The sequence below is a fragment of the bacterium genome (genome assembly GCA_016786595.1).
Lineage (GTDB): Bacteria > Bdellovibrionota_C > UBA2361 > SZUA-149 > JAEUWB01 > JAEUWB01.
The window spans coordinates 144,327-170,705 of sequence record JAEUWB010000003.1 but is presented as its reverse complement, the minus strand read 5'-3'; the positions used below and the strand labels follow the sequence as shown (position 1 = coordinate 170,705).

Sequence of the window (26,379 nt, the reverse complement as noted above, 5' to 3'; positions counted from 1 at the left end):
TTCTCTCTTTAAAGATCTAAGCTAGATCTGAATCAGCGTGTCTTCAAATAGGCTTCAAGCGCAGTGGTATCAATTGCTTCAGCCACTGATGCTAACTCCTCAGCCTTAAGTTCTTGCCCGCTGGTTTGCTCGACTTTAAACATCAAGCCCGAAGGAAGGTTAAGACTAAGTTCAGAATATCGTCCATTCTTTGCAACAACAGCGCGGTTGCCTTTGACGCGAACAGTTTCAGCGCCGTTTTGCCCATCCATCATCGCAGCCATTTGAGCAAAACCAGCAAGAGCTCCAAAACCCTGAGCTGCTGAGCCTTGACTGTTACTTGCGCCAAGTAAACTGACCTTTACTCCTGCTCCAGCTTGACTCTTATAATCACGCTCAACATTCATAAATCCCATTGCGTTATTGGCATCAAATTTACCGCCCGTAAAACTTCCCGCGGTGTCAGGAAAAAATTTCTTCAAACTCTCTTGATGTAGCTTTTCCAGTTGCTTGTTGGCCCAACTTAGTTCTTCCATTGCTGCAGGGTATTTTCCTTGCGCTTTAAGTTCTTCCGCACGCTTTAGAAGTCCTGCAAAATCTTCTTCAGCTAGTGCTGGCAATGCAAGTAAGATCACGAAAATGGTTAGTGTTAGTTTTTTCATAGTTATGCTCCTTAAAGTTTAAGTTATTAAGTTATTGTTGGCAAATCAACACGCTCTTTAATTGCAAAGCGCCCCTTCTCGTCACGGTGAATAATCGCTGCGGCAACATCAGGGTCATGTTCAAACACAATCACCCACTCCTCTTCAACTGCCTGATTTAAAAATTGAGCTTTCTCATCCATCGTAGACTGAGCGCACAAGTCATAGCCCATGACATAAGGGATTTGTAGATGTCTTGAAGTCGGAATTAAATCGGCAGGAAAAGCAATCGATCCTTTGCCATACCCAACCCGCACCCACTGCAATCCTGGAGTATGGCCATTTGATTGGAACACAAAAACGTTGGGTAAAACTTCTTTGCCATCAACACAAAACTCAAGTGGACCCTGAAGCAAGGGCTCAATATTTTCCTGCAGATAGCTCGCCCGCTCACGTGGACCAGGTGCACATGCATGTTTAAAATTTTTCTCGGAAACAAAAACTCTTTGGTGGAGAAAACGTCGCTTAGTAGTCCCGTCTTCTAGCCGTTTGGTAATTCCTCCGGCATGATCAAAGTGTAGATGAGTTAAGATAATGTCTGTTGGATTTCCAACAACTTCTTCAAGATCAGCTTTAAGCTTTGAATGAATTTTAAAGATTGCCCGTTCTTTGTCGCTCCATTTATCACCACAACCAACATCAATTAGCGCGCGACGAGGGTTAGAGCTTGCGCTAGACTCAAGCAGTAATAAGCGGGTGCAGAGTTGGATACGGTTCTGGTCATCGACCGTAATGAGCTTGCTCCACAAGGTTTTTGGCACTGACCCAAACATCGCGCCGCCGTCAAGCCAAAATTCTTCGGCAACGAGTTGAGAAATTTTATATCCAAAAGCTACGCTCATTGATTTAGCCCCACGGTGGATTTGAAGAATTATGCGTAGTTCTTCTGCGGAAGAAAAGATCTGCCCTAGTTGCCTGACTTTTCTTGCTCGGGCAGTCAAATCTTGACCGAAAAATGGCCTATGCTAGGCTAAGATGCAGCCAGGAGACTAAAATTGTGTTTACGCTACGTCATGTTTTATCGATTCTTTTTTTCGTAACATTTGTTTCTAAAACCTGGGCGATTGATCCTGCTTTAATCCCAGGAGTTGATCCTGGATCATTAAAAGACGCAGTCGTCGAGGACAGTAACCGTAATGGCGTCCTTGAACTAGCTGCCTTTGGAGATAGTATTACTTTTGGTATTGGCGATGAAGTCGGCCCTGAGCGCGGTTATCCCTTACGTTTAGAACAGTATTTCGCAGTCGGAGTTACAAATTTAGGTGACCCCGGCGAAAAATTAACGACCGAAGGTGTGCGTAGATATATTCAAACAATTCCCGGCGTGAATCCAGATCTAGTAACGATTGGAGAAGGAACAAATGACGCATTCTTTTCGATTTCTTCTGCAGTCTATCAGCGCAGTGTGCAGATGCTGATTAATTACACCCGTGGACTTGGAGCAATTCCAGTATTAGTTACCGCACCTCCAGCCTGCTGCGGACGTGTTGTTGCCAATAATGGTGCAATTAAACGCTACAATGAGATTCTTCGAAGTTTAGCAGCAGTCAACGCTGTGCCCCTTGCTGAAGTTAATCAAGCTTTTAGAAATTCCTGTCCAGAAATTGATCAATGCAATCTAATCGACACTGATGGAATTCATCCAAATAGCCTCGGTTACGATATTATGGGCGAGGTTGTGAGTGCCACCTATTTGGGTATTGATTTATTAGCTGAAGGAAACGCCACTAAACTGGAAAAAGCCTTGCGTTTGCCGGAAGGCAGCGTAAAGACTTTGCCCACAGTCGAAGGCTAGATGACTTTAGCTTCCTTAGCGCATTTGCAGATTCGGCAACTTCTCTTACGCTCGTTAATCTTAGTTTGCCTAGGAGTGACTTCTGGCTGCTCTCCATTTTTCGTCATGCGTGCTGGCTATGAAGAAAGCCGTATTCTTTTGGGCAAAAAACCAATCACTAAAGTGATTGAAAAGACAGCTAACCAAAAAACAAAAGCCAAGCTAGAGCTGGTTCAGCAGGCGCGAAGCTTTGCTGCAGCGCTTGGTCTTAAGCCGCGAGGAAGTTTTACCGAGTACTACGACATTCAGCGCGATGTATTAGTTTGGGTTTTAAGTGCTACACCAAAATTTTCTTTTGAGCCTTATACCTGGTGGTTTCCAATCGTAGGCAGCATGCCCTATCGTGGTTATTTTTCTAAGACAGCTGGGATAAATGCAGCAAAAGTACTTGCCGCAAAAAATTATGATACGTTTCTAAGATCAAGCGCGGCTTTTAGCACGCTGGGGTGGTTTGATGATCCACTACTCTCAACAACTCTTGCAGCTGATGAAGTGGCCCTGGTCGACACTGTCATTCACGAAATCGTCCACAATACGATTTGGGTGAAAGATAATGTTTTTTTCAACGAAACCATGGCAAATGTGATTGGTGGGCTTGGGGCTTATGAATTTTTTAAAGCTCGTGGCGATCTAGTGAATGCCGCAATTGCCGAAAAAAGAATTGCCCGCGAAAAGAAATTCTCGGAATTTATTCAGACAACAAAAACTCAGTTGATTACGCTTTTCCAAGAAAATATTGCAGCAAGAGATCAAGAACTGCGAAAGCAGGAAATCTTAGAAGCGGCAGTGCGAAACTGGGATGAAATTCACATTTTGGTCATGGGAGAAAAGCTAAAAAATCCTCTGGTCTTAAATAACGCTGCAATTATTGCCTATGAAATTTATTTAAAAGATTATCAGAAATTTCATGACTATGTTACCGCAAGAAAAAGTCAGAATACCACTTACGACTTAGCACAATTTATTGCAGAGCTTGAAAAACTAGCTAGACTTGCCGACAGCGAGCAAGTCGACCCTTATAGTTTATTGAATGCTAAATTAAATCCTTAAGTAAGGTTAAGGCCGGCATAGACTTATCTATCTGAAAATTGCGTAATTTAGACTAGGGGTGAAATTACACATGTGCAATTTCACCCCTAGTCTAAATTACGCAACGCTAAAATAGTCTATGCGAGCGTGCCCTACTCAAAACTATCTAATCCGCCAAAACTTGTGTTGCTGAACAGATAGTCTCCACTGCGGATTTTCTTCAACAAGCTTAATACACCAGGCAAGCGTCTTGGGGTCGAGCGTTGTGCCTTGAAATGCTGGAGAAATTAATTTGTAATCTGCCTGTACACTCGATTTAGGAATTCCCTGCCCATAAGCGCGCACATATTTGACTTCATTCGCAGTTAATTGCCTGAGTGTATGTTCCGCTGACTTTGGACTCACGCAAATCCAATCAATGCCCGCCGGGAGCTCCTTACTGCCATTAGTCTCAACTGCCAAAAAATATCCTGCAGATTTTAGGGCACTTACTAACTCAGCATCGACCTGCAAACTCGGCTCACCACCTGTTAAAATAACTGCCTTGCATCCCTGCCCACACGCAGCAAGTTCGACAAGAATTTCATCGAGCGCAAGCTTTCTTCCACTGACAAATTCCGTGTCACAGTCAAAACCATGAGTTTCTATGGCACAAGTCTCGTTACAGCCAGAAAACCGGATAAAGATATTTGGCGTGCCAACTCTAACGCCTTCGCCCTGCAGAGAATAAAATATTTCATTGATTGTATATGTTTTCATCTTACTTAGACATAAACTTAGACTTAATCGCTAACTAATCCCTTAACTCTGATAATTCGTCGGGTCAGCAACATTAGCAAGTGCAAACGCCTCTTTGCGTTCCACACATGTTCCACATGTGCCGCAATGTTTTTCCCCACCGCGGTAACAAGAATAAGTCAGTTCAAACGGGGCACCCGCTGCTGCACCAGCTTGGACAATTTCTGCTTTAGAGTAATTTAAAAACGGCGTGATTAATTTAATTGACGAATAATCACAGCACTGCAAAGCGTTCTGCATCGCTGCTACAAATTCAGCCCTACAATCAGGGTAAATTGCATGATCTCCGCGATGCGCTCCAAAAGCCACCGCTTCAAACCCCAGACTTAAAGCACGGCCAGTTGCAACTGCTAAGAAAATCATATTGCGGTTCGGCACAACCGTAATACGCATTGATTGATCGGTATAATGTCCAGAGGGTACGTCAAGTGCTGTATCAGTTTGAGATGAGCCAGTTAAGATCGCTCCCAAATTCGAAAGGTCAACAATCTCGTGCGGGATATGTAGTCGTGCGGCAACCTGTACTGCATGGTCAATTTCACGCCTGTGACGCTGTCCATAATTGATCGAAATAGATCGAAGCTGATGGCCTGCCGCCGCCAAAACAGCAATTAATGCAGTTGAATCTAATCCCCCTGAAAAAATACTCAATATTTTCATCTTTTGATCCGATATTCTCTTAAGCGATCTTCTTATAGATGATAAAGGATGTAAAGAGTCATGGGCATCGGATTAGCTGATATTGCACTATTTTCCTTACTTTTAATTACTGGGATTTATGTTTTTGTGCGCGGCAACAACAAAGCTGCACCATATGTAGCTCAAGGGGAGCCTAGAAAACGCCGCGAAATTGTCGCTGCCGATTTCAGCGAACCGACAAAGAGCGGTGTTTTTAGGGTGCATGAAATGCTTCGTGCTACAGAAAAAGCAACGCGCAAAACTGACGAACGTGTAATTCCAGTGCAAGATATCTTCAAAACTACCGACGAGGCTATTTCCGCGCTGCCTGATCCATTTAAAACTCACTAGGGCGTTCTAGTTACTAAGTAATTCTGCATTACTCTAAATGAGTAATGCTCAGCAATAATCATTGATCATCACTCATTTCTGTGTAATGACATCTGCTTTGCACGGAATTCGAGATGCGCCCTAAAATTACTCCACATCCAAGTCATACAGTTGATAGTTCACGCATCGACTCTGGCGCAATCGTTGAATACGAAAATAATGGTGAACCAATTCTGGCAGCTGCCCTACAAGAGAAAAAGGGCAAATGGGTTTTACTGAATGACCGCGGTAGAGAGATTGAATTAACTCCTGACAGGCTTTATCTTTATCCTGGAAAAGTTAAAATTGGCTTGGAGTCTTCAAATGAGAAACAGCAATACTTAGCGTCGCTAAGCAAAAAAGCAGATCAGGAGGCTGAAAACTTAGATCTCAATCAACTCTGGGAGCTCGTCCAAGGCGAGCAGCAAGAGTATAGCATCAAGTCCCTAACAGAATTATTGTTTAGCAATGACACTCTAGAAAAACGACTGGTCACACGACGTGCGCTGATTATTGACAAAGTATATTTTAAGCGCACTAAGTTTGGATTTGAGCCACGCAGTCCAGAGATTGTCGAAGAATTGCGTATTAAGCTTGCTGAGGAGCAAGCGCAGGCTAAGCTACGCTACGAATTAGTCCAAGCATTAATTGCGCGCATCAAAGGTGACTCTGCGACAATCCCTGAAATGGTTTCAATTCTTGAATCTCTCGCAGCAAGCGGCATTTCGGGAAAGGAAGGTAAGCTTGCGGCCGAAATTGTCGAGCAAATCGCCAGCGAAGTTCACTTAAATCTACCCCAGCGCATTGAAGACCAGGCATTTGAAATTTTAGTAGCAGCAAAGCACTTTACCAAGCATGAGAATTTATCACTGATCCGCTATCAACGTTCTCCACGCTTTACATCAGCAGTTGAAAATGCGGTCAGCGAATTAAAGACAAAATCTCAACCAAATCGCGCAAAAGTAAAGGCTTTCTCGGTTACAATCGACGCAGAAACAACCCGCGACATTGACGATGCCTTAACAATCCAAGCAGGAGCTGAGCAGACTACCGTTGGAATTCATATCGCTGATGTCAGTGCGCTGATCGAACAAGACTCCCCGCTCTTTAACGAAGCCCTGAAGCGCGCTACCTCCGTCTATTGTCCAGATATCCACGTGCCTATGCTACCGCGGTCACTTTCTGAGGATGCACTCAGCTTAGTGCAGGGTCAAAGCCGCCCCGTGATGAGTTTTTACGTCAGTTTCGATGCAGCGGGAGCAATCATTGATCGCCAAATTAACCTTGAGCTGATCGAAGTAACCCAACGCCTTACATACGACTTTGCCGACAAAATAATCTACGGAGAAGAGCAAGCAAGTCCTGAACTTACTGAAACATTAACAACTCTCTGGCAGCTTAGTGAGAAGCTCTATGAAAGAAGAATTGCGCAAGGTGCTTTCGATTTTGACCCTAAAGAGTTGCAGCCAACACTCGACGAGTCTGGGCGAGTAGTACTCGAATCGCAAAGCACAGATAGCCCCAGCAAGTCACTCGTCAGTGAGTTTATGATTCTGACAAACGAAACTGCTGCGCTCTATGCTGAGGAAAAAGCCTTGCCATTTTTATTCCGTAGTCAAGAAAAGCCTGACACTCCACTTAGTCAGTGGGGATTAGATATCCCCGAAGGTCCGGCACGTGAGTTTCAGCGAAAAACTTTACTGAAGCGATCAACCGTAACAACTCAAGCATTGCCCCATGCCGGCTTAGGTCTGAAGGCATACACCCAGCTAACGTCCCCAATTCGCCGTTTTCTTGACTTGATTGGCCAAACACAGCTGCGCAATTTAATAGAAAAGTCTGATCCATTATATAGTCCCAATGACTTAATGACCTTCATCGAACGCGCCACACCGGCCCTTGACGAAGCAAACTCCATTCAACGCGAAAGCAATCGTTACTGGCTGCTCCAATATTTGCGGCAAGAAAGAATTCGAGAAATTCAAGCTACGGTGGTGCGTACCGACGGTGTGCGCCCACTTGCAGAGCTTGATCAAATTTGCACGATTATTCCATTTGAGCCGGTAGATTTTGTGCGGGGCAAGCCATCCAGTAAAAAACTGGGTGAAGTCGTAACTCTTGTTTTTGAGGATATTAATCCGCGCAAAGACATTTTACGTACGAAGGAAAAGAAGATTTAATCTTTTAGAAAAACTAGAGAGTGAAAGCTACAGCCGGTAAACCAAATAAAACCAAAAAGAACCAAGGTGAGTGCACGCTTACGGCTGTAGCCTCGCCCTAGCTATGTTATCGGCAAGCGGTCGTTAATTCTTGAGGAAATTGATCTTTGGGAATGATTTCCGAGAGTTGTTCTTGAATTGTTTGTTGATCTTCTCCAGAAAGCAGGTTGTTTGGGCTACGGATTTCCACAAGTTCGGCCACAACCCTGCCCACCCAGACTTTAGTTTCTAGCCTTAAAATTCGCCTTGAGTTATCAGCAGAAATCCACAGTGCCGCACTGGTGAGACGCTTTTCAGGTTCCGTATCCGTGAGGCGACGGATATTAGGAATAACTTTATAGGCCTCAATTTCTCCAAATTTTGTTTTGAGCATTTCCTTCTCGCCAATCTCGAAAGAAATAATGAAACGATGTTTTCCACTCCAAATATCAAAATCTTTGACCTCGCCTGTATCAAATTTAAGCGCTCTAGCGAACATCGCTCCAGTAACAGGATCAAGCATTTCCTTGCCTTTAGGAAAATCCATCGCCAAGTCTAACTTTTCATTTTTCCATACACTTGTATGCACCATACCCTCAGGCTTAAAATGAATGAAGCGCATGCGTTCCCGAGAATTTTCCTTCTGCCAGGAAAAATAACAACTCGGGAGATATGTCTCATTGGTAAAAATGTTTTCAGAGTAGTGACGAAGTTTGTAAAAAATATCTATCGCTCCATTGGTTTCAACGTATATTCTGACGCGATTTAGCACCCGGGCTACTGTTGACTCTAAGTTGGATTTAAATTCACCACGCGTCGTAATAATTTCAGCATTCGCAACAGTAATTCCCTGCCATTTTATTTTATATACGTAGGTAGCAGCTTCAAATGAGGGAATTTCGACTTGATGATGCGGGACGTTAACTTCCAAAGTTGAAGGGTGAATATATTCCGCTAAGGCTGAGCAAACTAGAACAAAGACTAGCAAAGAAGGAATAAAAAATGTAATTAATCTAGATTTTAGCACCTAGCACCTTTAACATAAGGAACAGTTGTGGAACAAATCTCAGAAATCCTGGCACAAAGTTCTCCGCATTTAGACGGCGTGTTCAGACGGCTTCAGAAATATAGTCCCCAAGAACTGGAATTACTTAAGACTGCCTACCAAACAGCAATTCTGAATCACGGAGCAGTGGAACCTGATTTTTCACGCGACCCAGGGGTGTCATTCAATCCTCGACCAGCACGCATTAGTTTAATTTTAATCAACACAGTAGATATCAGCGATCTGCAATCAATCTGCGCCGGCATGCTTGCCTGTATTCCTAATTTAGACAGCGTTGACAAGTTACCACAAAGATTAAGCGACGCTGCCGCAATTGCCCAAGCGAGCCAATTGCCAGCAACCGCAATTAAACTCCCTGAAGCATTAATCATTAATGCCGCACTATTTCTCGATCGCGCACGACAATCTCATCGTTCTAGCAAACAAGAATTACCCACACTCCTGCTCGAAGAATCAAAGCAAATCTTGGAATTAATTACTCCGCTTTCGTCTCCACTGGCTGCACTTATTCAAGCCTGGCAGCAGCGAACCCGTTTAAGGCAAAGTCAATCCTAATGCCTAGTTCACGTATAATTGATTGGCTCCTTACACCAATTTATTTCGTAATCTTCCTTACGATTTTAGTTTTGTTCGATCTCCTGCAACGTATCGCACTTTACTGTCTTGGGAAAACAGCACATTTGAGATGCGTCAAGTTACTCAATCTCTGCCTTTTTTACTCGCTGCGGATCATTCGAACTAAAATCGAGGTTAATCACCAAGCAAAGCTTGAAGCACATCGTTCGTATCTAATCGTTGCAAACCATCAATCGCTTTTTGATATTTCAATCATCGCGCACATTCTTGCTCCACTTGATTGTTCGTTTATTGCTAAAAAAGAACTCAGTAGAAATATCCCTAGCGTTTCATTTAATCTTAAACACGGAAGAAATTTAGTAATTGATCGCGCCGATGGGTCAAGCGCCGTGAAAGAAATGATTCGCTTTAGCAAACAACTTCAGCAAGATCACTTTGGACTAGTAATTTTCCCTGAGGGCACTCGCGCCAAAGACGGGGTGCTAAAGCCTTTTAAGCAGGCTGGCTTAGTGACGCTACTACGCACCTTACCTGAGATTGAAGTAGTGCCAGTAACAATCGACGGGTGCTGGAGGATTGTTGCTCATCGTGGTCTTCCGCTTTTAAGCAACCAAGTAGTAAGAATTAGTATTGCTCAAGCATCTACCCGCAAAGAAGGCCAAAGTCCCGAAGACTTTGCCGGGCAAATTGAAAGAACTATTGCAAGTCAATTCATGCACACACGATAACATTCGCAATAACATTGCAGGATATGGTGCAAATTTTCTGTGCCTAGACGCAACAACGGCATCAAACCGGCCGAATATATAGTTGTAACCTCTACTTTTCTAAATATTAATTACAAATCATAGCTAACTTGCGGAGATCACATATGATTCAGGGCACAAATTTAAATAAATTTACATTTTGGGGACTTGCGCCACAAACGCAAGCAACTACTAAACCAGCTACAGTTGGCACAACTACGCCTTCAAGCACGAATTCCATTACGCAATACCAGGCATTAACCCGCCCTGTGCCTGTGACTCAACACAACCAAATTCCAGCGGGTTTACTCGGTGCACCGAACGCGAAAGAAGCAGAGAAGGTGTACATTAAAGCTTATGTCCCGACCCCGCCAATTGCGGGAGAACTCCGCCAAGCTGGGGTTGCTAATATTTTTACACCTGCCTGGCGTGAGCAGATTGAGGCGGCACGTAAGTTAAACGGCGGAATGGGAAATGCCACTGATGGGTATTTAGCGTTTAGTAAAAATGGTTTTATGCGTTTAAAGAACGATCACCTCACAGACGAACAAAATCGCAAACTTGCTGAATTCACTCTATTGACCGGTACTCCCGTAGAAAACACCCCCGCCCGGGCTTTGAATGAAATGGATCGCAAAGCAACGATGCAGGAATGGGCCAGCGAGTTCTTAGGTAAACACGAAGCTGCAATGACCGGCTTTATGACTGACCCTGCGGCTGGCTACAAAATTAAAGATGGGCGCAATCTATATACCATGCAGCTCGACCAAGCTTCAGGTTATGTTGTGTCTCAGCATCAAAAGTTACATGGTGGATTTAGAGGCTTTATTCAGAAACACTTACCAACAATTTCCAAAGTTCTAGGCGGAATCTCGACAATTGCCTCATTCATTCCTGGAGCAGGAACTTTAGTTGCAGCGGGAGCAAAGGCCCTTCAAGTCGGCGCCACCGCTATTGCTACAGGCAAGGCAAAGCTTGGTGATTTATTATCAACCGCAGCTAGTTTTATCCCGGGCGGCGGAATCATTAAGAATCTTGCGCGTGAAGGAATTTCATTACTAGGCAGCGTAATTGACAATGGAAAGGTCGCTCTGGGGGATTTAATTTCGAGTGGATTAAATCTCCTTGCTGACACGAAATTTGGTAAGGCGATTGGTGGCACACTCGGTAAGGGCCTAGATTTCGTCAAGGACCTTGCCGGCAAGGTTTGGAATTTACCAAATACAGTGATTGGAACGCTCTGGGGGATGTTGGGAGTGCCTTTTGGGGCAAATGTTACTTTTGATAATAACGCAATTCAATTTGAGAATCATCCGTTTATGTTTGATGAGGGTGCGATCACTCTTGGGAATACTACAATATATGATACCAATGCTTGGCCTAGTAAAACTATTGAGGCTCAACCTGGCGTCACTTATGCGCAACACGAGATACAGCACACTTTCCAAGGAGAGCTATTTGGTCCATTGTATCTACCAGCAAATATTTTAGGTGGGCTATTGGCTAATCTGAATCAAGGATTCTGGCATGGCGATTCAAATTTTATGGAAACTGGGCCGAAAAGCAGTTCACCAAAGCCATTTTAATATAGTAGATACTTTATGAATATTTACAAAATCATCGTGGTCTGTGTGTTCCTAGGATTGAGCTCCTGCGATCGGATGCATCGAGAAATAGTTGAAAGTCGCCCTTTAGATCTCAAATTTTCGGAGCAATGTCTGGCAACATATTTAAAAACTGATCCGTCGCTAGAATATCACTCTTATCAACCAGATCATAATGGACAAGCCTATCATCTGGTTTATAGGAGAAATCAAGATATCATATTTAGTGGTCAGCCGATGAATATTTGGGCTGGAATTAAACGAGATCTTAACGGTCAGAAAAAATTAATTTTCATGACTGGTTGGAACGAACTTTCCAACGATAAAGTTCGGCATAAAAAAGTTAATGCCATTCTTGAAGATCTCAAAGATAAAATCACTAGGAAATGCTTCTGAAAGCATCGTTTATGAAGTAGATTTTATGTAGGCCTTACTTATAAGCTCCAAATGACGAGGACTTATCTGCCTTCTTTATCTTAATGGCCGTAGCAATGCATTAGCATTTAACTCCATTGCAAACATTAGTTAGGTTTGACAATGCTTTTATCCCACAACGCTTTTCTACTGAAGCATCGATAGCTTTGATAACGTTCATCGCGTTGTCAACTTCAACTTGAGATGGCTTTTTATTGATCTGCTGATATCCGTGACGATACTCTAAGGTACCATCGAATTCCTCAGCGATTAAAAGCGAATGTTGAAAGCTATCAGTTTTATAAATGAAATAGTGTAAAAGTTTAGGCTTCTGTAGACCTGTTAGAGTTAATCTTCGGCCACCTTCCACAGTTCTAAGTTCAGCCTCGACAATTCCAGACACGGCACGGATCGCGCTGAGCACGCATTCATAAGAAGTAGGTTGTTCGATGATTGTATGTCGACTTACGCCGTAATAAATATCACAAGCACTCGTGGCGATCATAAAAAAGAAAACAATAAAGAGTTGGTGTCGCATATAGTTTACACTCTGCTGAAGATTATCACCTAGGCTTAGTTTACTTTTTTTTCTCGCACCCTATGACTTGTCGTCCTTATGGACGACGGTCAAAAGTACAAAAAGCAAGCTTACCGCTTTCTTTTTGCTTACTGCTTCTTTCTCGCACCCTATGACTTGTCGTCCTTACGGACGACGGTCAAAAGTACAAAAAGCAAGCTTACCGCTTTCTTTTTGCTTACTTTTTCTTTCTCGCGAAAGAAAAAGTAAGTAAGTGCCGGAGGAGAGACTCGAACTCTCACATCGTTGCCGATACTGGATTTTGAGTCCAGCGCGTCTACCAATTTCACCACTCCGGCGGGAGCGCAGAAAATAATGGATTTTGTAAAAAAAGCAAGAAAAAGAAAAAGCTTGAGAGGAAGCACGCTTGGCCGTTACTTTTAAAACAAGGCGGCGGCTGAGAGGGCGATATTTGAGCCGGTGTAGCGGTCGAAATAAATTCTTACTTCCCCCTTAGAGCGTTCTTCAGTTGTTAAAGGAATGAAATACCAGCGTCCATCGTGTAAGCCTTGAGCAAGTTCATTAAAACCCTGGCTTCGTATTCTGCCCATTCTCCAGTAGGAGTCGCCATCGGTCATAAAAACTCCCACAGCTTGAACTTGATCTGGGGGAAACTCGAAACGAAGCATTCCGGAATTATTCGCATAAACATACCAAGGAACTGCGCGATTCCAGCCTGAGCCAATTTCAAAACCTTCTAACCAAATCTTATGTCCGCGGGCTGGCAAGCGATCTTCGCCGAGTGTCGAATTTTTTCCAAGCTCAACCCAATACTGTGGTTTGAGTATTTTTTGATCTTGTTGATAGAGCGGATTCTGATAGTGCGCTTGTGTTAAGCTATGGGCCCGACGCGGTTGAAGTTGACGATAGACAATCGTATTTAATTGAGAAAAAATAACACAGAGTGCGGCACAAAATAGTGCGAGCGCGCACCGTTTAAACCAACCTTGGCGACGTGCTAAAATTTGCGCTGCTGCGACGTCTTGCATAATAATTAAACTTAAGAGAGTAATCTCAGCGCAGAAAGTTTAACGCCGCTGCCGGTTAATTCACGCAGGTTGATTTTCATAACGCCAGATTTTCTAACTTCCGGGCGCATGTTAATTCTATACCAGCTCCCAGACTGTGGAACGACGGCAACCTGCTTGAACTTGCCGCTACGAATTAGCGTTGTTCTTAAATTCGAATCATAATCTGAAAGGTAGATTTCGACTGCATTTACTTGGGAGATGATGCTGTTCGCAATAAATATTTCGATTGTGCCAGAGTAATTAGTATACACACACCAATCCACTATTTGCCGGTCATTTCTTTTTCCAGAGCAAGCGTTGCGAAAGCCGCTAAGCCTTATGCTAGTATGATCTATTTCTTCTGCCGGTGAGATTAGCGTGTCGATTCCAAACTCGAAGCGTAATAATTCATTGGCACTGACCTTAAAGTATTGATTGAAATCTAATGTTCTTGCGGTTGAGGTTGATTTCAATGCCCGAGAGATGGCAATGGCAGTAGTTGCAGAAAGCAGCAACAAAGTGACCAGCACTATGCGAGAAATTGCTGTTAAAACGCGAGGGTTAACAGGGCTTTGGTCAACTAAGAATTTCCTCGCAAATTTATCGCGCAGGCAGGGAATCGATAAGATAATCAACAAATATTGGAAGGGAATTAGATAACGTGGCTGTCCCATGGTTAGGAAAATTAGAGCGACAGTCATAGCCACAGGTAAAAATAAAAATATTATGCGTGAGCGTTCTTGATCGAAGCTAATCGTTGTTAATAATGTGTATAGAACTGGAATCATAATCAGCACTAGAAAAACAATGCGGCTAATCTTCTCGTAATACTCTGGCACATCAAGTAAGCGTAAGGGCCATTCCGGGTAGGGAGAGAAGAGTTCAATCACGCTTTGCAAGCTTCTTACAATCTGTCGCTTGAAGTCCTGCTGCCACAAGATTGCAACTTGATTCATGAAAAATTCTCGATCATGAATAGAAGCCTTAAACATTTGTGGCGCAGATAAATCCTGGTCAAAGAAGGCGTTATTGTTATGAAAAACATAGTAGTAACCTGCCCCGGGGTTATGTACGCCCAAGGCTTCAAGTCGGCTTTGACCTAGGAATGCATTAAATGCTCCGTTTGATGACAAGAAGAGGTCATCAGTATTTGTTAAATGCTGATTAAATTTAGCTTGGGCGTAGAGAGGGAGAGTAAGCGCAACGCTAAAAGCCAAAAGCAATTGAGGGTTTCTAAAAATGCGTTTAAATCCAAAGCAACCATAAAGTGTAATTGTTGCGGCAAAGCAGATACCTTGGCCGCGCAGCAGCATTGACCAGCCTAAGAGCAGTCCTAAAAGAATTACTTGTTCTAATCTAGCTTCAGTACGGTTAATTTTAAGAAAAAACCACATTGCAAAAAGTGTCATTGCAATAAACAGGGGTTCGGACATGAAAAAACTTGCTTGCCCAAAGAAGGGATAAAAGAGGCTTGCGAAAAGTGCTCCCCAGAGGGCGCCTCTGCGCCATTGAAATAATTCTTCCGCGAGTAAAAATGTAAAAAGCACTGCAAGTGCAAGTGCGCCAACCTGCAGCCAAGTTAAGACAGATAGGCCAGTAACAAAGTTAAAAACTTGAAAAATAGCGGAAAAGATATATGTCGTCCCAGCTGGATAGAATGCATCATATGTAACAAAATTGTCAGCTTGAGTGAGGCGCCAGGCTCGTTCGATATAGCCCTTCATGTCGGACTGGACGTATTCGACAGGGCTTGCAATGTAGATCACTTGAATGGCGCACGGCAGCAATGCAAACAAGAACACAAACAGACCAACAAGCGGCCGGGGTAAGTGATTTACATTGTTGCAATTTGAGTCAGTCATTAATTTGCGACAGTTTTAGCCTTAAAATTTAGTAATTGCACCTTAAAATACCTGGTGAATTTATAGTGTTTGGCAGATCAAGAATTTATGAACTCTGCCACCAGTGGACGCATCTAATTATATATAATCTCACGTTTTATGCACTGATTTTTAGGGGGTTTTAAGCGATGAAAACGATTTCTACTGAGCAGCATACTGCACCAACTGTCATTCTTAATGTGGACACAACGATTGGCGATTTAATCTGCGCGATTGCTGACGCTGCGCGGGAGTCGAGAATTGGCGATGATGATATCGCAAGTATCACTCACTATATCGTTTCTAAAATGGTCCGTGCCCAGCAAAAATCAGGTAACTAGGACTACACGGCAATGTCTTCAAGATTACTGCCACGAATGATCAGCATGCTTTTGATTATTACATGGGTACCAACCTTTGTAATTGGCACAAATCGACTTGTCGAACGTCACAATCGACAACATAACAGTATTTTTTCCGCTTTAACGAATGGGAAGAAACTCTTCGGCGTAAGAGTTAAAAACGATGAAGACTCTTGTGTTGGGATCATCGAAAGTACTTTTATGGAAGACGAGATCTCTACATGGGAGCTTGATGGAGTACTCAATGTCTCAGCTTTCAATCGATCGCACACAGCAGATATTAATTTCGCAGCATCCTTCGACGTTAGCCATCAACTCACCCATGCCGAAGCAAAAATTAAGTGGGGCACGTTAACAATTACAGCACGAAATGATGGTATTCACGATTACCTAGAATTGGCGATGAAAAATAGCGGCTTAGAAAAAACATTTAAGTTGCCGTTTCCTCAGCCACTGCGCCTCGAAGAAGTTGCTGGGAATCAGTATAAGCTAACTTTTCCAAGAGACTTTCAAACATATCTCAACACCCGCTCATTACTCCCAGGGCTAGAAATGTTCGTGCTGCGACGCGATCATCAAATTTACTGCAATGCGATCGATGCGCCAGAGCAAGAAAACTTAAAACTAGAAAGTGCCTTCCCAGAATTAGTAGGTAAAGCTTTATGATTGAATTATCTCAATTGACAAAGCGTTATGGCTCATTTTTAGCGGTAGACAACGTTTCCCTCGCGGTCGAGCGTGGTAATCTTTTTGCCTTTCTGGGAACTAACGGCGCTGGAAAAACGACAACAATTCGCATGATGACAGGAGTTCTACGACCGACAATTGGAACAATTCGCATTGGTGGCTATGATATTCAAACTCATCCGATTGAAGCTAAGAGTATTATGGGCGTTGTTCCCGACCGGCCATATATCTATGGTAAATTAACAGGTCGCGAATTTTTGCAATTCATGGCGGATCTTTATCGCGTAGACCCGAAATTAGCGCGCGTGCGTATCAGTGAATTACTTGAGCGTTATGGATTAGAGCGTGCCCAGCACGACCTAATTGATGGCTATTCACATGGCATGCGTCAACGCTTAATGATGTGCGCCGCACGAATTCACAATCCGCAAGTACTCGTTGTCGACGAACCGATGGTCGGGCTTGACCCTCCAGGAGCAAAACTTCTCAAAGATACTTTTCGCGAATTAACTCAGGCAGGAACAACTGTTTTTATGTCAACGCATTCCTTAAGCGTTGCTGAGGAGTTGGCACACAAACTTGCGATAATTAAAAATGGGCGAATCATTGCTTACGGAACGCTTGAAGATTTGTACAAAGAAGCGCGCACCGAGGACCGCGACCTAGAGCAGGTTTTTCTGGAAATCATCGAACGTCCGGAAGGTTAAAGCCAGCATGCTATTCTTACCTTTTCGACCGGCGCTACTATCGTTTAAGAATCGACTGAAAAGCGAAGAATGGCCTCGCGCACTCATTTTGTTGCTAACGATTGCGGGCATTAGCGTTGTCATATATTTTGCATCGCTTGAATCTCTCCGTAGCATTAATGGCAATGGGCAAGATCTAATTTATCCACTACGCAGGTTAATTTCTTCATTAACATCTGTAATTTTTGTTTTATTATGCTTCTCCAATATCGTTGGTGCCTTAAATTTTCTCTACTTATCTGCCGATCTATCATTACTACTAGTCACTCCAATTTCTCCAACTGCATTATTTTTTAATCGACTCACTGTCAGTATGATTAATTCAAGCTGGGTCATGGCGTTACTCTCCATCCCCGCACTACTTGCACTAGCTGATGCCCTGAACCTCTCTCCAGTTTATACACTACAAAGTTTGGCAATTGTGTTTCTCTTATTCACAATTCCTGCTGGGCTTGGAGCTTGCGTGGCGACGTTACTTGTATCGCTTTGCCCCCCTGAGCGCTTGCGGCAAATACTAACCATCATTTCCTTTGTAGTCGTTGCGATCTTGCTACTTTATCTGCACAGTGGTGCAAACAGTCTGCACTCTTCAGCGACTAGCTCAATTCGCCAAATCATCGAATATAATTTAACGAGCAATAGCTATCTTGAGTTCTGGTTCCCTCCTGCATGGGCAACTTCTGCCCTGCTCGCCCCACTGCTGCCTCAAGGTTCAGCCGCTAATCCTGAACTCGAATTTTTACTATTATTCTCAAGTGCACTGGCTGCTACAGCTGTTGCCTTCCTAGCTTATGAATTTTTGTTTCTTCAAGGACACTCGCAATCAACCACGCAAGAAAAATCTGCCCATGAATCAACTATCATTTTCGCCGATCTACTACCTGCTCAATACCGCGCGATTCTATCAAAAGAGTGGCATACTCTCACGCGCGACATGAGCCAGCTTGTGCAGTTAATACTTTTTGTCTCGCTGGGCATTCTCTACTTAGGGCATCTTAAGCAACTTGCTGCACGCCCACCAAGTGATCTTTCGGGAACAGATTGGTGGTCTTCGGGATTACTAATTTCGGCATACATCTTAAATAGCTGTGTCCTTGGAGCAATCGTCGGACGCTTTGTTTACCCGACAATCAGCTTAGAGGGGCGCTCCTACCCTACGCTGCTGCGCGCCGCCCCGCTTTGGGTTGGAGATTACGTCACAATCAAGTTTGCAATCTTTGCAACTGCGACAGGCATGATTTCAATATTAATGGCGCTAATCTCAGGCTTTAACCTGGCCTATAACACCCTCGGGTTAATTCTTTATGTTGGACTACATATTGCGACAAGCATTCTACTTGTTGCCTATGCACTACGCACAGGCTGCTACTATGCGCGTTTTGACTGGGAAGCTCCCTCACAAGTAATCTCCAATATGGGCAGCCTAGTTTTCATGGTGCATAGCTTTATTTTAATGATCGCACACATCCCCTTTGCCCTGATCATTATTGGGCTGGGATCGGTACCATCAACGCAACTGCAAATTGGTGTATTTTGGCCAGTGATTCTCGGCGGTGTAATTTTAGTTTACACCTCGATGACAATTAAACTAACTCGTGAAGCTCTTAAAAAAGGATCCCTAAGCCTGCTTCGTAAGGGTGGCTTTGTGGGTGCTCAAGAGCCTTTACATTAAAGTTATCTGGGATTGAAAGCCTGAATGGGGCTTCAAGGTTTCCCGGCTGACTAGCAAAATTCAAGCGATCGACATCGAGCTTGATTTGCAAGTCTTGATCGGGAAGATCGATCTCAACCCAGGAGAGCTTACCCTCTGATTGCCACTGTAAGGTCGAGTCAAAACTCAAGACTTGATCTACACCGGAGAACCAGCGTAATCGAATTGGGCGCGTCTCGTACAAATCAATCAAATATACGCTGCCATCTTGTAAATCATAGCGCAGTAAGTCGCGTTGCGTCTGTGGGTCGCTAGCAGCGCTACTTTGCTTAATCAACGTCGATTCAAATGGGAAAAAATAACCGCTGAGCCAAAAGCTTGCTTGCTTAGTCGAGAGTGGAATAAATAACAAATCCCGCATACGTTCGGATGTCGGCGCTTCGTCGGCAAGATAAACCAGGCGTTCTCGCGGGTTTAGCACTGTCATAGTATCCTTACGCACTACAACAGCTGCAAACAGAGTATTTAGGGCTGGATCAAAAAAATCAGTCCTTAAGTCCTCTTCGTTAGCGAAAAGTAAAGTTTGCGTGAAAGATTGGGTGCCCACGCTAGCTTTTGCACTACCAGAATATTTTGCGCGAATGACTTGAATTTTATCACTGCGCGTTTTTAAAACCGATTCAATTTGGTTTAAAGTCTGATTGGAAATTGGTAAATATCCTTCCAGGGATTGATCTTTAAGGTAAACTTTAGTGGAAAAGCATCCGCAAAAAATTAAGCAAAACTGCAAGATTATAAATAATTTATTCGGCGCTGACATGAGGGATACAGGTTTAGTTATCAATAAAAGTTCGGCGCTGGTTATAGCTTATAATTTTGTTAAAAAAATAGCGTTCCATCCTAGCGATTTTCTCTAGAAATCCGCCACTCAACGAGTGAAATCTATAAATTCCAGGTACTTAGCATAATTTTCAACAAATTAGGCATTTGTAAATATAATTTTATTATAAATCTCAGTACAGTTATAATAATTTTATAGATTTTAACACTAAAGCACGAGAAGTGATAAAAGGAGCATATGACCTATAAAATCAAGAATTTTCTAGAAATGACTTACGACGAGCTAGAAGAAGTAAATCTTGAAGCAAAGAAGAGTGTCCTAAATCGCACCCCCGAGGACAAGCTTAAAGAAGATACCTTGAAGTTCATGACAGACGAAAAGGGACTTAAGGCCGTGACAGTTTGCTTTTCTGACCTCGAAGGTCGTTTCCACATGCTTGACTACGATAAAAAGTTTCTGACCAAGTCGCATGACAACTTGACGTTTGACGGTTCATCAATTCGTGGATTTAGCGTTGTGCGTGAATCAGATTTACGACTAGAAATTGACTGGGGGTCAACGCGCTTTTTACCTTCTGATGTTTTTGGCCCAGGCAAAGTTCTTGTGTTTGGTCTAATTCGCGATCGCGACGGCTCATCCTATGCATCAGATATGCGTGGCATGCTGCGTAATTTTACCGAACAACTTTGGAAAAAAGATAAGACAGTTGCTAACGTTGCTGTCGAGATCGAAGGATTTCTCTTTCAGGGCCTCAATGCTGAGCAAACCTTTAATTCGCGTCAAGGCTTCGAATTCGTCTCCAGCGGAGGATATTACCATTCGCTACCAAAAGATGGACTCAAGGTGTTTATTGACCGCTTTGCCGAAGCGCAACGTGCACTTGGCTTTGAAAATGAAAAGGATCACCCTGAGGTCGCGCCTTCGCAGTTCGAATTAAACTACTCGTATTGCGATGCACTGCTTGGGGCCGATCAAATTCAACTCTACAAATTACTTGCTCGACAAATTGCTAACGATTTGGGAATGACTGCTTCATTCTTACCAAAACCAATGGCTGGCATTAACGGTAGTGGCATGCATACGAATATGTCGCTTTCACGGGATGGCAAGAATTTGTTTTACGATAAAAACGGCCAAGAAGGGATTTCAACCTTTGCCTGGGAATTTGTTGACCGCATTCTCAACAACGCTAACGAGCTATGCTTAATTATGAATCCAAGCGTAAATGCTTACCGTCGCTTAGATCCAAATTATGAAGCCCCAAATCAAATTAAATCTTCTGCAGTCGACCGCACTTCGATGATTCGCATTCCGTTAGGAAATGAAAAGTCAGCACGTGTCGAGGTCCGCACCGTTGCCCCTGACGCTAATCCTTACATGACAATTTACTCGTTGTTTAAAACTGGATTAACTGGGCCAATCACTGAGCAACTTGATAGTGATTCGCGGCGCACGCGCACACGTTTCTTGCCAGATAATATCTATGATGCAATTCGCCACTTTAAGGGCAGCGAATACATGAAAGAATTGCTTGGAGAGGGTTCGCATGAAAAGTTCTACGAGTTGAAAGCTGCCTCAGCGGATCGTTGCCCGAGATTGCTGGGCACGATGATTAAAACAGAAGAGATTCTTTTCCATCATGAGGTCACCAACCAATATATCTGGAAACGCTTCTAGGAAAGTTTGATTTGTCCAATCTTGGCGAATCTCTTCAGCACGGGAGGTTGCTCCGGAGCTTAATAAGCTAGGAAAGCTCTGCGGCAGATCGCAATCTGTGTGCGACCTAAGTCATTGCGAAGGAGACCAAAGCCATTTGGTCGACTGCGGCAATCTGTTAACCGATATTTAATAATTAAGTGAACAGATTGCGGAACTTGTCCTGAGCGCAGTCGAACGGACTTTGTTCGCAATGACTGGTGAATAACTAAGCAAGCAGAGTGCGGAACTTGCCTTAAGAAAGGCTAGCTAGAGCGCAAGACCAAAGCACGCTGCATTAAAGTATGCCTTAATAAAGAGCGCTTGAGCATCATCGCTAGCTACAGAAGGACAACCTCCAACAGCCGTTGCAGTCTTAGCTGTGATCTTATTGTTCGGTAAACCTGCACAGACAATCGGAGCAAGCCCAGGAGGTGAATCGAGGGTAACGAAAATGTAAACTTTTTTACCTTTTGGATGGCAGGCATAAGAAACATAGCCCTTTCCAGCGTAAGTTGTTGGCGCTGTATCAGTTCCACCTGAACCGATCGCGAGAGATTTAGTTTTCTTATACCCAGATAGCGTAGTTTCGCATTCAGCCCCGCCGCAGGTAACTGTATTGTACGCTTGAGTCCCTGCATAGATAGCTTCATTGGCAAGCATTAACGATCGCACTTCGTTAAAAGCAATTCTGTCATAAACTTTCACTCGATACTGCGCGATTTCTGTCATTGCAACCGCAGATAAAATCCCGATACATGTAATGCAGGCAAGTAATTCAATCAATGTGAATCCTCGCTCAGAATGTAATCTCAATAAAGTCTGTGAACTCATAAAAGTTTAGATATCAACGCTTACTGTAAATATCGACTGGTTAACGCAGCAACATAAGCATAATAAGGTATTTGCGAGAATCTCGTAGATAATTTTACAAGTTATACAGAGGATCAACCCTAGGGAAACTATGATTAAATTTGAGGTTGAGCTGAGGGCGGACTTAACCGCGGCTCACTAGCGTAAGTCTAGAGACTCTAGGCGTTTTTCAATACGCTCAATGCTGCTGCGATCTTCGGACTGCGGAGCTGCTTGCAAAGCGCGCTTGAAAAGCTCCTGTGCCGTAGAGGAATTGCCAAGCTTAAGCTCAATCTCTGCGAGATGCTCAAGCAGCACTGCATCATCAGGTACAAGTTCTAAAGCTTTTAACTGCGTCTCCTTTGCTTTTTTATATTTGGCTTGATGGTAATAAACCCAAGCTAGACTATCTAAATAATATCCATTCTTCGGTTCAATTTCGAGCGCACGCCTGACAAGCTTTTCAGCTTCAACTAAGTCCTTACCTTCTTCAGCTAGAGCGTAACCAATAAAATTCAGCGCTGCGGCATGCTTCGGATTGATCGCAATTACACGCTGCATAGTTGCCAAAGCCTTCACGCGATCGCCTTGCTGATCGTAGAGATAGCCGAGGTTAAATAAGTTTAACTCATTCGTTGGATCGACTTCGATTAGTTTATTTGCCGTTTCTAAAGCGCCCTGACGATCGCCTGATTGTTGCTGCAAGGTCACTAAGTAGCCTAAGAGATCTTTATTTTCGGGATATTTTTGCCGCGCAGCATTAATAAAATTAATTGCACGTGGATAATCTTTATTTTTTGCAGAGATATACGACCCAAGCATGCGCGACTCAAGGTACATTGCCTGGTCGCTTTTAATTTTATCTAGTTCTTGCAAAGCGTCGCTAGCGCGATTAGTTGCCACCAAAGCTGAAGCGAGGAAATATCTGGCTCTGGATTGCTCGGGTTCTTCAGCTAAAACTAAAGATAGTTCCGTAATCGCTGCTTCATATTCCTGCTTCTCGAGGTTAATTAGCGCAATTCTGAGTCGCACTTCATTGGGATTTGCCCCGGCATCTTGCAAGGCTTTTAACTCACCCAAAGCTTCATTATATTTTTTCCCTTGCCAGAAAAGCTGGGTTAAAAATTCGCGTGCAGAGGTATTATGCGGATTAGTTTTAATCAGTTCGCGGCAAATACTAATTGCTTGCTCGGTTTTACCTTGCATTACTAATTCACGTGCGCGATCCAGTTGAATTGATTCAGAACCAGGATTAATTTTTAGAGCTTCTAAATAATAGCGATCAGAATCCTTATAGTTCCCCGTACTCTGGTAAATCCGCGCTAAATAATAATAGCCCAATACCGAGTCAGGAATGCGCTTAACTAATTTTTGCAAAGTTGCAATTGCTGCAGACACTTCACCGTGATCGGCTTGTAAACTTGCCAGAAAAATATAGTTATCCTGATTATCAGGTGTGCGGTTCATCAACTCTTCATAGAGCTTTGTCGCAGCAGCAAAATTCTTTTCTGCTGCAAGCAACCCTGCATAGAGTCGTAATAATTCATTATCCGTGCGATCGCTTGTCAGGATTTGTTCTAGTTCCTGTTTTGCAGACTCGACCTTGCCCGAACGCAAGTAAAGTTGCACTAGCCGTTTGCGAATTACGGGAGCTTCTTCGGGACTCAGCCGCAAAGCCTCCTCATAGGCTTGCTCTGCAGCTTCATAATTATCTTCACGTAAAAGTAATTCAGCTTGAAGAAAGGTAAAAAGTGCATTCGCATCTTTACGCACACCACTCAACGCTACACCGGGGCGAGTAGTTTCCTCTCGCAATAAGGCACCTTTTAATTTCTCCGCAGTTGTTCCGTAGTCAAGAGGAGCGGTCTGACGTTTAGTCACACACCCGGATAGTGTGCTCAAGGCTAAGAGCAAAATTGTAAAGTGGCGCATCTTTTCTAAGAACAGTTGCTATGGATTAATCGTTAACAGCACTATTCTTAACATTATCAGCCACGATTTCGCGCGCACGTCCAGTAGGAATTTGCTGAACACGGTCCGAAAGCGACGGAGCAATGATACTTTCATAGCGGGAATCACGAGAAAGTTTTTCGCGAGCTTCCATGACAGCTTGCTTGCTTTGTCTTAAAGTCAATTTGATGCCACCCCAAGGCAATCCACCACTCGTAGAAAGATTTTCGCGAGGCGCACGGTCCAGCAAATATTCAACCATGCCTAGTAAATCGATTGCTTCACCGAGTTGTCGAACTGATTCAGATTTATCCATAATATTTACTCTCTATTGCCTAAGTTTTACAGAGAGGGACTTATACTCTTATTGATAAAATTACTCAATATTAGGCGGCAAATATCTTTAAAATGTGTAAATTTGCGATAAAATTGATGCCTCTCGAAACTTGCAATCGAAGCAGATTTACACTAGTCTGATGCGACTTTTTGCGCCGTGAAGAAGGTCGCAAGCATTTTTATAATTATTAATCTTATTTAGAGGGACTAGATAGTCGGAATGATTGAAATAATTGTTGACCAAAATCTTGAGAAAGCAATGCGAGTCTTAAAGCGTAAACTCATTCGCGAAGGCTTGTTTAAGGAGCTCAAGGCCCGACGTTTCTACGAAAAGCCTTCTGAGAAGCGCAAGCGCAAATCTAAAGAAGCTCAAAAGAAGAAACGCAAAGACGCAGATCGTTCTAAGCGTTTTACACAAGTGTAGAGTTTCTTTAAGTTTCACTGCTGATCTACGCGGAATTTTGACAAGCAGTAAAATTTTAAGAGCACTTGATCCACCCCAACGCTGACAATGGTGGTCGCTGAGGTTTTTTAGTTAAGAACTACTTTTGTAGAGAAACCCTAAAAGCCCATTGAAAATAATCCATCGCTATATCTTAAGGGAAGTTGCAGTGCCGTTTACGGTCGCACTCTTTGTCTTTACAGGGATTCTTTTCTTAACGCGTGTTCTAAAACTCCTAGACTTAGTTGTTAATAAAAATGTCTCTTTAATTGAAATCTTAACTTTATTCTCATACATCATTCCACGCTTCCTAGAAGTCAGTTTACCAATGTCGCTACTAATTGGCGTGATCGTCGGCTTTAGTCGCTTAAGCGCAGAAAGCGAGCTGATTGTACTCAGAAGTGCGGGATTAAGCTTGCGCGCACTAGCTTTTCCAGTCGTAATTTTTTCAGCAGGGCTAGTGTTATGCACATTAATCGTGACCCAAGTTCTTCGTCCTGAAGCAAATTATCGCCTTGGTCTTGGGCTTTTTCAAATTGCCCGGGAGGTAACATCGGCTTCAATTATACCTGGTGCATTTACTTCACTGGGCCGGCTTACAATCTATGCCGAGAAAGGCAACGAAGATGGTTCCGAGTTAGAAAAAGTTTTAATTGCCGACCAACGCGAAGGACAAGAAAAAACGTTTATTGCAAAGCAAGCACAAATTCTATCTGACGAGGGTTCACGCCTACTGACACTAAGGCTTTTTGATGGAAACATGCTTGAAGGTCACGGCACGACATTTAATGTCACCCAATTCGATATCAATAACATCAATGTTGATTACGACACTTTAGTCGAAGGTGGTCCAGCGCAAAAAGGCAAAAAATCAAGTGAGCTTTCCCGTCGCGAACTTGATGCTACGATTGCTAACCTGCATACCAATCGCAAACAACTCTCTAAAGACGAACGCAAGCGACTGTGGAGCTTACTTGTCGAGCGACACTACCGCTACGCCATTCCTTTTGCTTGTCTTTGCGTTGCACTTGCTGGATTGGCATTAGGAGTTCAGCCCAGTCGCGGCGGAAATTCTTGGGGTCTAACAGTGAGCGTGATTGTCGGCATTGTCTTGATTGTTAGTTACTATATCTTACTGGCAATCGTTAGTGCCCTAGGCAAAGAAGGCTATCAGCCGATTGGGCTTTTCGTATGGGCACCGAACATAATTTTCATAGCACTAAGTATTTATATTTTTCGCCTTGCGGAATCTGAGGATTGGATGACGATCAGCGATCGTTTTGCCTCAAGCCTTAAAAATTTCATGCGCTTTTTCACACAACGCAGAGCTTTTACAGATAAAAATGCCCTAGAGTAAG

27 protein-coding genes and 1 tRNA gene are annotated in these 26,379 nt (G+C 43.4%); 15 read left to right on the top strand and 13 right to left on the bottom strand.

What is annotated here, in order from left to right:
• Positions 1–32: 32 nt before the first annotated feature.
• Positions 33–641 carry a hypothetical protein gene (locus tag JNK13_01275; GenBank protein MBL7661360.1) on the bottom strand — a complete coding sequence of 203 codons (609 nt, stop codon included), beginning with the start codon at positions 639–641 and terminating at the stop codon, positions 33–35.
• A gap of 26 nt (positions 642–667) precedes the next feature.
• On the bottom strand, positions 668–1,522 hold the full coding sequence (locus JNK13_01270; GenBank protein ID MBL7661359.1) for an MBL fold metallo-hydrolase: 855 nt from the start codon (positions 1,520–1,522) through the stop codon (positions 668–670).
• A 155-nt stretch (positions 1,523–1,677) separates the two neighbouring features.
• On the opposite strand from JNK13_01270, the gene JNK13_01265 reads away from it, so the two are divergent.
• Together JNK13_01265 and JNK13_01260 are read left to right on the top strand one after the other, a co-directional pair.
• Positions 1,678–2,475 carry an SGNH/GDSL hydrolase family protein gene (locus JNK13_01265; GenBank protein ID MBL7661358.1) on the top strand — a complete coding sequence of 266 codons (798 nt, stop codon included), beginning with the start codon at positions 1,678–1,680 and terminating at the stop codon, positions 2,473–2,475.
• Positions 2,476–3,564 carry an aminopeptidase gene (locus JNK13_01260; protein MBL7661357.1) on the top strand — a complete coding sequence of 363 codons (1,089 nt, stop codon included), beginning with the start codon at positions 2,476–2,478 and terminating at the stop codon, positions 3,562–3,564.
• 141 nt (positions 3,565–3,705) lie between these two features.
• Here the strand turns inward: JNK13_01260 and JNK13_01255 are convergent, their stop codons facing one another.
• Positions 3,706–4,302: a 4Fe-4S cluster-binding domain-containing protein gene (locus JNK13_01255; protein MBL7661356.1), complete on the bottom strand. Its 597-nt coding sequence runs from the start codon at positions 4,300–4,302 to the stop codon at positions 3,706–3,708.
• 42 nt (positions 4,303–4,344) lie between these two features.
• Positions 4,345–5,001, bottom strand: a complete 657-nt coding sequence (queC, locus tag JNK13_01250; protein ID MBL7661355.1) for a 7-cyano-7-deazaguanine synthase QueC — start codon at positions 4,999–5,001, stop codon at positions 4,345–4,347.
• Positions 5,002–5,061: 60 nt separating this feature from the next.
• On the opposite strand from queC, the gene JNK13_01245 reads away from it, so the two are divergent.
• The gene (locus JNK13_01245) at positions 5,062–5,370 is read left to right on the top strand and encodes a hypothetical protein (GenBank protein MBL7661354.1); all 309 of its coding nucleotides are present in this window, start codon (positions 5,062–5,064) and stop codon (positions 5,368–5,370) included.
• Between the two features lie 113 nt (positions 5,371–5,483).
• A complete protein-coding gene (locus JNK13_01240; GenBank protein MBL7661353.1) occupies positions 5,484–7,568 on the top strand; it encodes an RNB domain-containing ribonuclease in 2,085 nt (694 codons plus the stop codon).
• 106 nt (positions 7,569–7,674) lie between these two features.
• Here the strand turns inward: JNK13_01240 and JNK13_01235 are convergent, their stop codons facing one another.
• A complete protein-coding gene (locus JNK13_01235) occupies positions 7,675–8,613 on the bottom strand; it encodes a DUF3108 domain-containing protein (GenBank protein MBL7661352.1) in 939 nt (312 codons plus the stop codon).
• Positions 8,614–8,640: 27 nt separating this feature from the next.
• Between JNK13_01235 and JNK13_01230 the strand changes: the two genes are divergently transcribed.
• The 4 genes from JNK13_01230 (at position 8,641) to JNK13_01215 (ending at position 11,974) form a co-directional block, all read left to right on the top strand.
• Positions 8,641–9,207, top strand: a complete 567-nt coding sequence (locus JNK13_01230) for a hypothetical protein (GenBank protein ID MBL7661351.1) — start codon at positions 8,641–8,643, stop codon at positions 9,205–9,207.
• The gene (locus JNK13_01225; protein MBL7661350.1) at positions 9,207–9,956 is read left to right on the top strand and encodes a 1-acyl-sn-glycerol-3-phosphate acyltransferase; all 750 of its coding nucleotides are present in this window, start codon (positions 9,207–9,209) and stop codon (positions 9,954–9,956) included. Before JNK13_01230 ends, JNK13_01225 begins: the two co-directional genes overlap by 1 nt.
• A gap of 143 nt (positions 9,957–10,099) precedes the next feature.
• The gene (locus JNK13_01220) at positions 10,100–11,560 is read left to right on the top strand and encodes a hypothetical protein (GenBank protein ID MBL7661349.1); all 1,461 of its coding nucleotides are present in this window, start codon (positions 10,100–10,102) and stop codon (positions 11,558–11,560) included.
• A gap of 15 nt (positions 11,561–11,575) precedes the next feature.
• Positions 11,576–11,974 (top strand): hypothetical protein, encoded by a 399-nt coding sequence (locus tag JNK13_01215; GenBank protein MBL7661348.1) that lies wholly within the window; start codon positions 11,576–11,578, stop codon positions 11,972–11,974.
• 100 nt (positions 11,975–12,074) lie between these two features.
• Here the strand turns inward: JNK13_01215 and JNK13_01210 are convergent, their stop codons facing one another.
• From JNK13_01210 to JNK13_01195, 4 genes are all read right to left on the bottom strand, one after another.
• Positions 12,075–12,530, bottom strand: a complete 456-nt coding sequence (locus JNK13_01210) for a hypothetical protein (protein MBL7661347.1) — start codon at positions 12,528–12,530, stop codon at positions 12,075–12,077.
• A gap of 254 nt (positions 12,531–12,784) precedes the next feature.
• Positions 12,785–12,868 (bottom strand) — tRNA-Leu (locus tag JNK13_01205).
• 81 nt (positions 12,869–12,949) lie between these two features.
• Complete coding sequence (locus tag JNK13_01200) at positions 12,950–13,558, bottom strand: hypothetical protein (protein ID MBL7661346.1); 609 nt, start codon at positions 13,556–13,558, stop codon at positions 12,950–12,952.
• 11 nt (positions 13,559–13,569) lie between these two features.
• The gene (locus JNK13_01195; GenBank protein MBL7661345.1) at positions 13,570–15,441 is read right to left on the bottom strand and encodes a glycosyltransferase family 39 protein; all 1,872 of its coding nucleotides are present in this window, start codon (positions 15,439–15,441) and stop codon (positions 13,570–13,572) included.
• A gap of 167 nt (positions 15,442–15,608) precedes the next feature.
• On the opposite strand from JNK13_01195, the gene JNK13_01190 reads away from it, so the two are divergent.
• The 4 genes from JNK13_01190 to JNK13_01175 are packed head-to-tail and all read left to right on the top strand — an operon-like array spanning position 15,609 to position 18,926.
• Positions 15,609–15,800, top strand: coding sequence for a hypothetical protein (locus tag JNK13_01190; protein ID MBL7661344.1), 192 nt, complete (start codon positions 15,609–15,611; stop codon positions 15,798–15,800).
• Between the two features lie 12 nt (positions 15,801–15,812).
• Positions 15,813–16,487: a hypothetical protein gene (locus tag JNK13_01185; GenBank protein ID MBL7661343.1), complete on the top strand. Its 675-nt coding sequence runs from the start codon at positions 15,813–15,815 to the stop codon at positions 16,485–16,487.
• Positions 16,484–17,215, top strand: a complete 732-nt coding sequence (locus JNK13_01180; GenBank protein ID MBL7661342.1) for an ABC transporter ATP-binding protein — start codon at positions 16,484–16,486, stop codon at positions 17,213–17,215. The genes JNK13_01185 and JNK13_01180 overlap by 4 nt, the downstream gene beginning before the upstream one ends.
• Positions 17,216–17,222: 7 nt before the next feature.
• On the top strand, positions 17,223–18,926 hold the full coding sequence (locus JNK13_01175; GenBank protein ID MBL7661341.1) for a hypothetical protein: 1,704 nt from the start codon (positions 17,223–17,225) through the stop codon (positions 18,924–18,926).
• On the opposite strand, the gene JNK13_01170 is transcribed toward JNK13_01175, so the two are convergent.
• Positions 18,859–19,725: a hypothetical protein gene (locus tag JNK13_01170; protein MBL7661340.1), complete on the bottom strand. Its 867-nt coding sequence runs from the start codon at positions 19,723–19,725 to the stop codon at positions 18,859–18,861. The genes JNK13_01175 and JNK13_01170 overlap by 68 nt on opposite strands.
• A gap of 258 nt (positions 19,726–19,983) precedes the next feature.
• On the opposite strand from JNK13_01170, the gene JNK13_01165 reads away from it, so the two are divergent.
• Positions 19,984–21,423, top strand: a complete 1,440-nt coding sequence (locus JNK13_01165) for a glutamine synthetase (protein ID MBL7661339.1) — start codon at positions 19,984–19,986, stop codon at positions 21,421–21,423.
• Between the two features lie 288 nt (positions 21,424–21,711).
• On the opposite strand, the gene JNK13_01160 is transcribed toward JNK13_01165, so the two are convergent.
• The 3 genes from JNK13_01160 to JNK13_01150 form a co-directional block, all read right to left on the bottom strand.
• Positions 21,712–22,275, bottom strand: coding sequence for a type II secretion system protein (locus JNK13_01160; protein ID MBL7661338.1), 564 nt, complete (start codon positions 22,273–22,275; stop codon positions 21,712–21,714).
• 177 nt (positions 22,276–22,452) lie between these two features.
• Positions 22,453–24,174, bottom strand: coding sequence for a tetratricopeptide repeat protein (locus JNK13_01155; GenBank protein MBL7661337.1), 1,722 nt, complete (start codon positions 24,172–24,174; stop codon positions 22,453–22,455).
• A gap of 76 nt (positions 24,175–24,250) precedes the next feature.
• On the bottom strand, positions 24,251–24,559 hold the full coding sequence (locus tag JNK13_01150; GenBank protein ID MBL7661336.1) for a hypothetical protein: 309 nt from the start codon (positions 24,557–24,559) through the stop codon (positions 24,251–24,253).
• Between the two features lie 243 nt (positions 24,560–24,802).
• Here JNK13_01150 and JNK13_01145 point away from each other — a divergent pair, with 243 nt between their 5' ends.
• Positions 24,803–25,003 (top strand): 30S ribosomal protein S21, encoded by a 201-nt coding sequence (locus JNK13_01145; protein MBL7661335.1) that lies wholly within the window; start codon positions 24,803–24,805, stop codon positions 25,001–25,003.
• Positions 25,004–25,151: 148 nt separating this feature from the next.
• On the top strand, positions 25,152–26,378 hold the full coding sequence (locus tag JNK13_01140) for an LptF/LptG family permease (protein MBL7661334.1): 1,227 nt from the start codon (positions 25,152–25,154) through the stop codon (positions 26,376–26,378).
• Position 26,379: the final 1 nt, after the last annotated feature.

Excerpts from the sequence above, each read along its gene's own strand:
- JNK13_01195 (MBL7661345.1), bottom strand. The coding sequence starts at position 15,441 with ATGACTGACTCAAATTGCAACAATGTAAATCACTTACCCCGGCCGCTT.
- JNK13_01225 (MBL7661350.1), top strand. The coding sequence starts at position 9,207 with ATGCCTAGTTCACGTATAATTGATTGGCTCCTTACACCAATTTATTTC.
- JNK13_01270 (MBL7661359.1), bottom strand. The coding sequence starts at position 1,522 with ATGAGCGTAGCTTTTGGATATAAAATTTCTCAACTCGTTGCCGAAGAA.
- JNK13_01160 (MBL7661338.1), bottom strand. The coding sequence starts at position 22,275 with ATGAGTTCACAGACTTTATTGAGATTACATTCTGAGCGAGGATTCACA.
- JNK13_01185 (MBL7661343.1), top strand. The coding sequence starts at position 15,813 with ATGTCTTCAAGATTACTGCCACGAATGATCAGCATGCTTTTGATTATT.
- JNK13_01255 (MBL7661356.1), bottom strand. The coding sequence starts at position 4,302 with ATGAAAACATATACAATCAATGAAATATTTTATTCTCTGCAGGGCGAA.
- JNK13_01260 (MBL7661357.1), top strand. The coding sequence starts at position 2,476 with ATGACTTTAGCTTCCTTAGCGCATTTGCAGATTCGGCAACTTCTCTTA.
- JNK13_01215 (MBL7661348.1), top strand. The coding sequence starts at position 11,576 with ATGAATATTTACAAAATCATCGTGGTCTGTGTGTTCCTAGGATTGAGC.
- JNK13_01150 (MBL7661336.1), bottom strand. The coding sequence starts at position 24,559 with ATGGATAAATCTGAATCAGTTCGACAACTCGGTGAAGCAATCGATTTA.
- JNK13_01170 (MBL7661340.1), bottom strand. The coding sequence starts at position 19,725 with ATGTCAGCGCCGAATAAATTATTTATAATCTTGCAGTTTTGCTTAATT.
- queC (MBL7661355.1), bottom strand. The coding sequence starts at position 5,001 with ATGAAAATATTGAGTATTTTTTCAGGGGGATTAGATTCAACTGCATTA.
- JNK13_01180 (MBL7661342.1), top strand. The coding sequence starts at position 16,484 with ATGATTGAATTATCTCAATTGACAAAGCGTTATGGCTCATTTTTAGCG.
- JNK13_01220 (MBL7661349.1), top strand. The coding sequence starts at position 10,100 with ATGATTCAGGGCACAAATTTAAATAAATTTACATTTTGGGGACTTGCG.
- JNK13_01240 (MBL7661353.1), top strand. The coding sequence starts at position 5,484 with ATGCGCCCTAAAATTACTCCACATCCAAGTCATACAGTTGATAGTTCA.
- JNK13_01175 (MBL7661341.1), top strand. The coding sequence starts at position 17,223 with ATGCTATTCTTACCTTTTCGACCGGCGCTACTATCGTTTAAGAATCGA.
- JNK13_01190 (MBL7661344.1), top strand. The coding sequence starts at position 15,609 with ATGAAAACGATTTCTACTGAGCAGCATACTGCACCAACTGTCATTCTT.
- JNK13_01165 (MBL7661339.1), top strand. The coding sequence starts at position 19,984 with ATGACCTATAAAATCAAGAATTTTCTAGAAATGACTTACGACGAGCTA.
- JNK13_01210 (MBL7661347.1), bottom strand. The coding sequence starts at position 12,530 with ATGCGACACCAACTCTTTATTGTTTTCTTTTTTATGATCGCCACGAGT.
- JNK13_01200 (MBL7661346.1), bottom strand. The coding sequence starts at position 13,558 with ATGCAAGACGTCGCAGCAGCGCAAATTTTAGCACGTCGCCAAGGTTGG.
- JNK13_01275 (MBL7661360.1), bottom strand. The coding sequence starts at position 641 with ATGAAAAAACTAACACTAACCATTTTCGTGATCTTACTTGCATTGCCA.
- JNK13_01245 (MBL7661354.1), top strand. The coding sequence starts at position 5,062 with ATGGGCATCGGATTAGCTGATATTGCACTATTTTCCTTACTTTTAATT.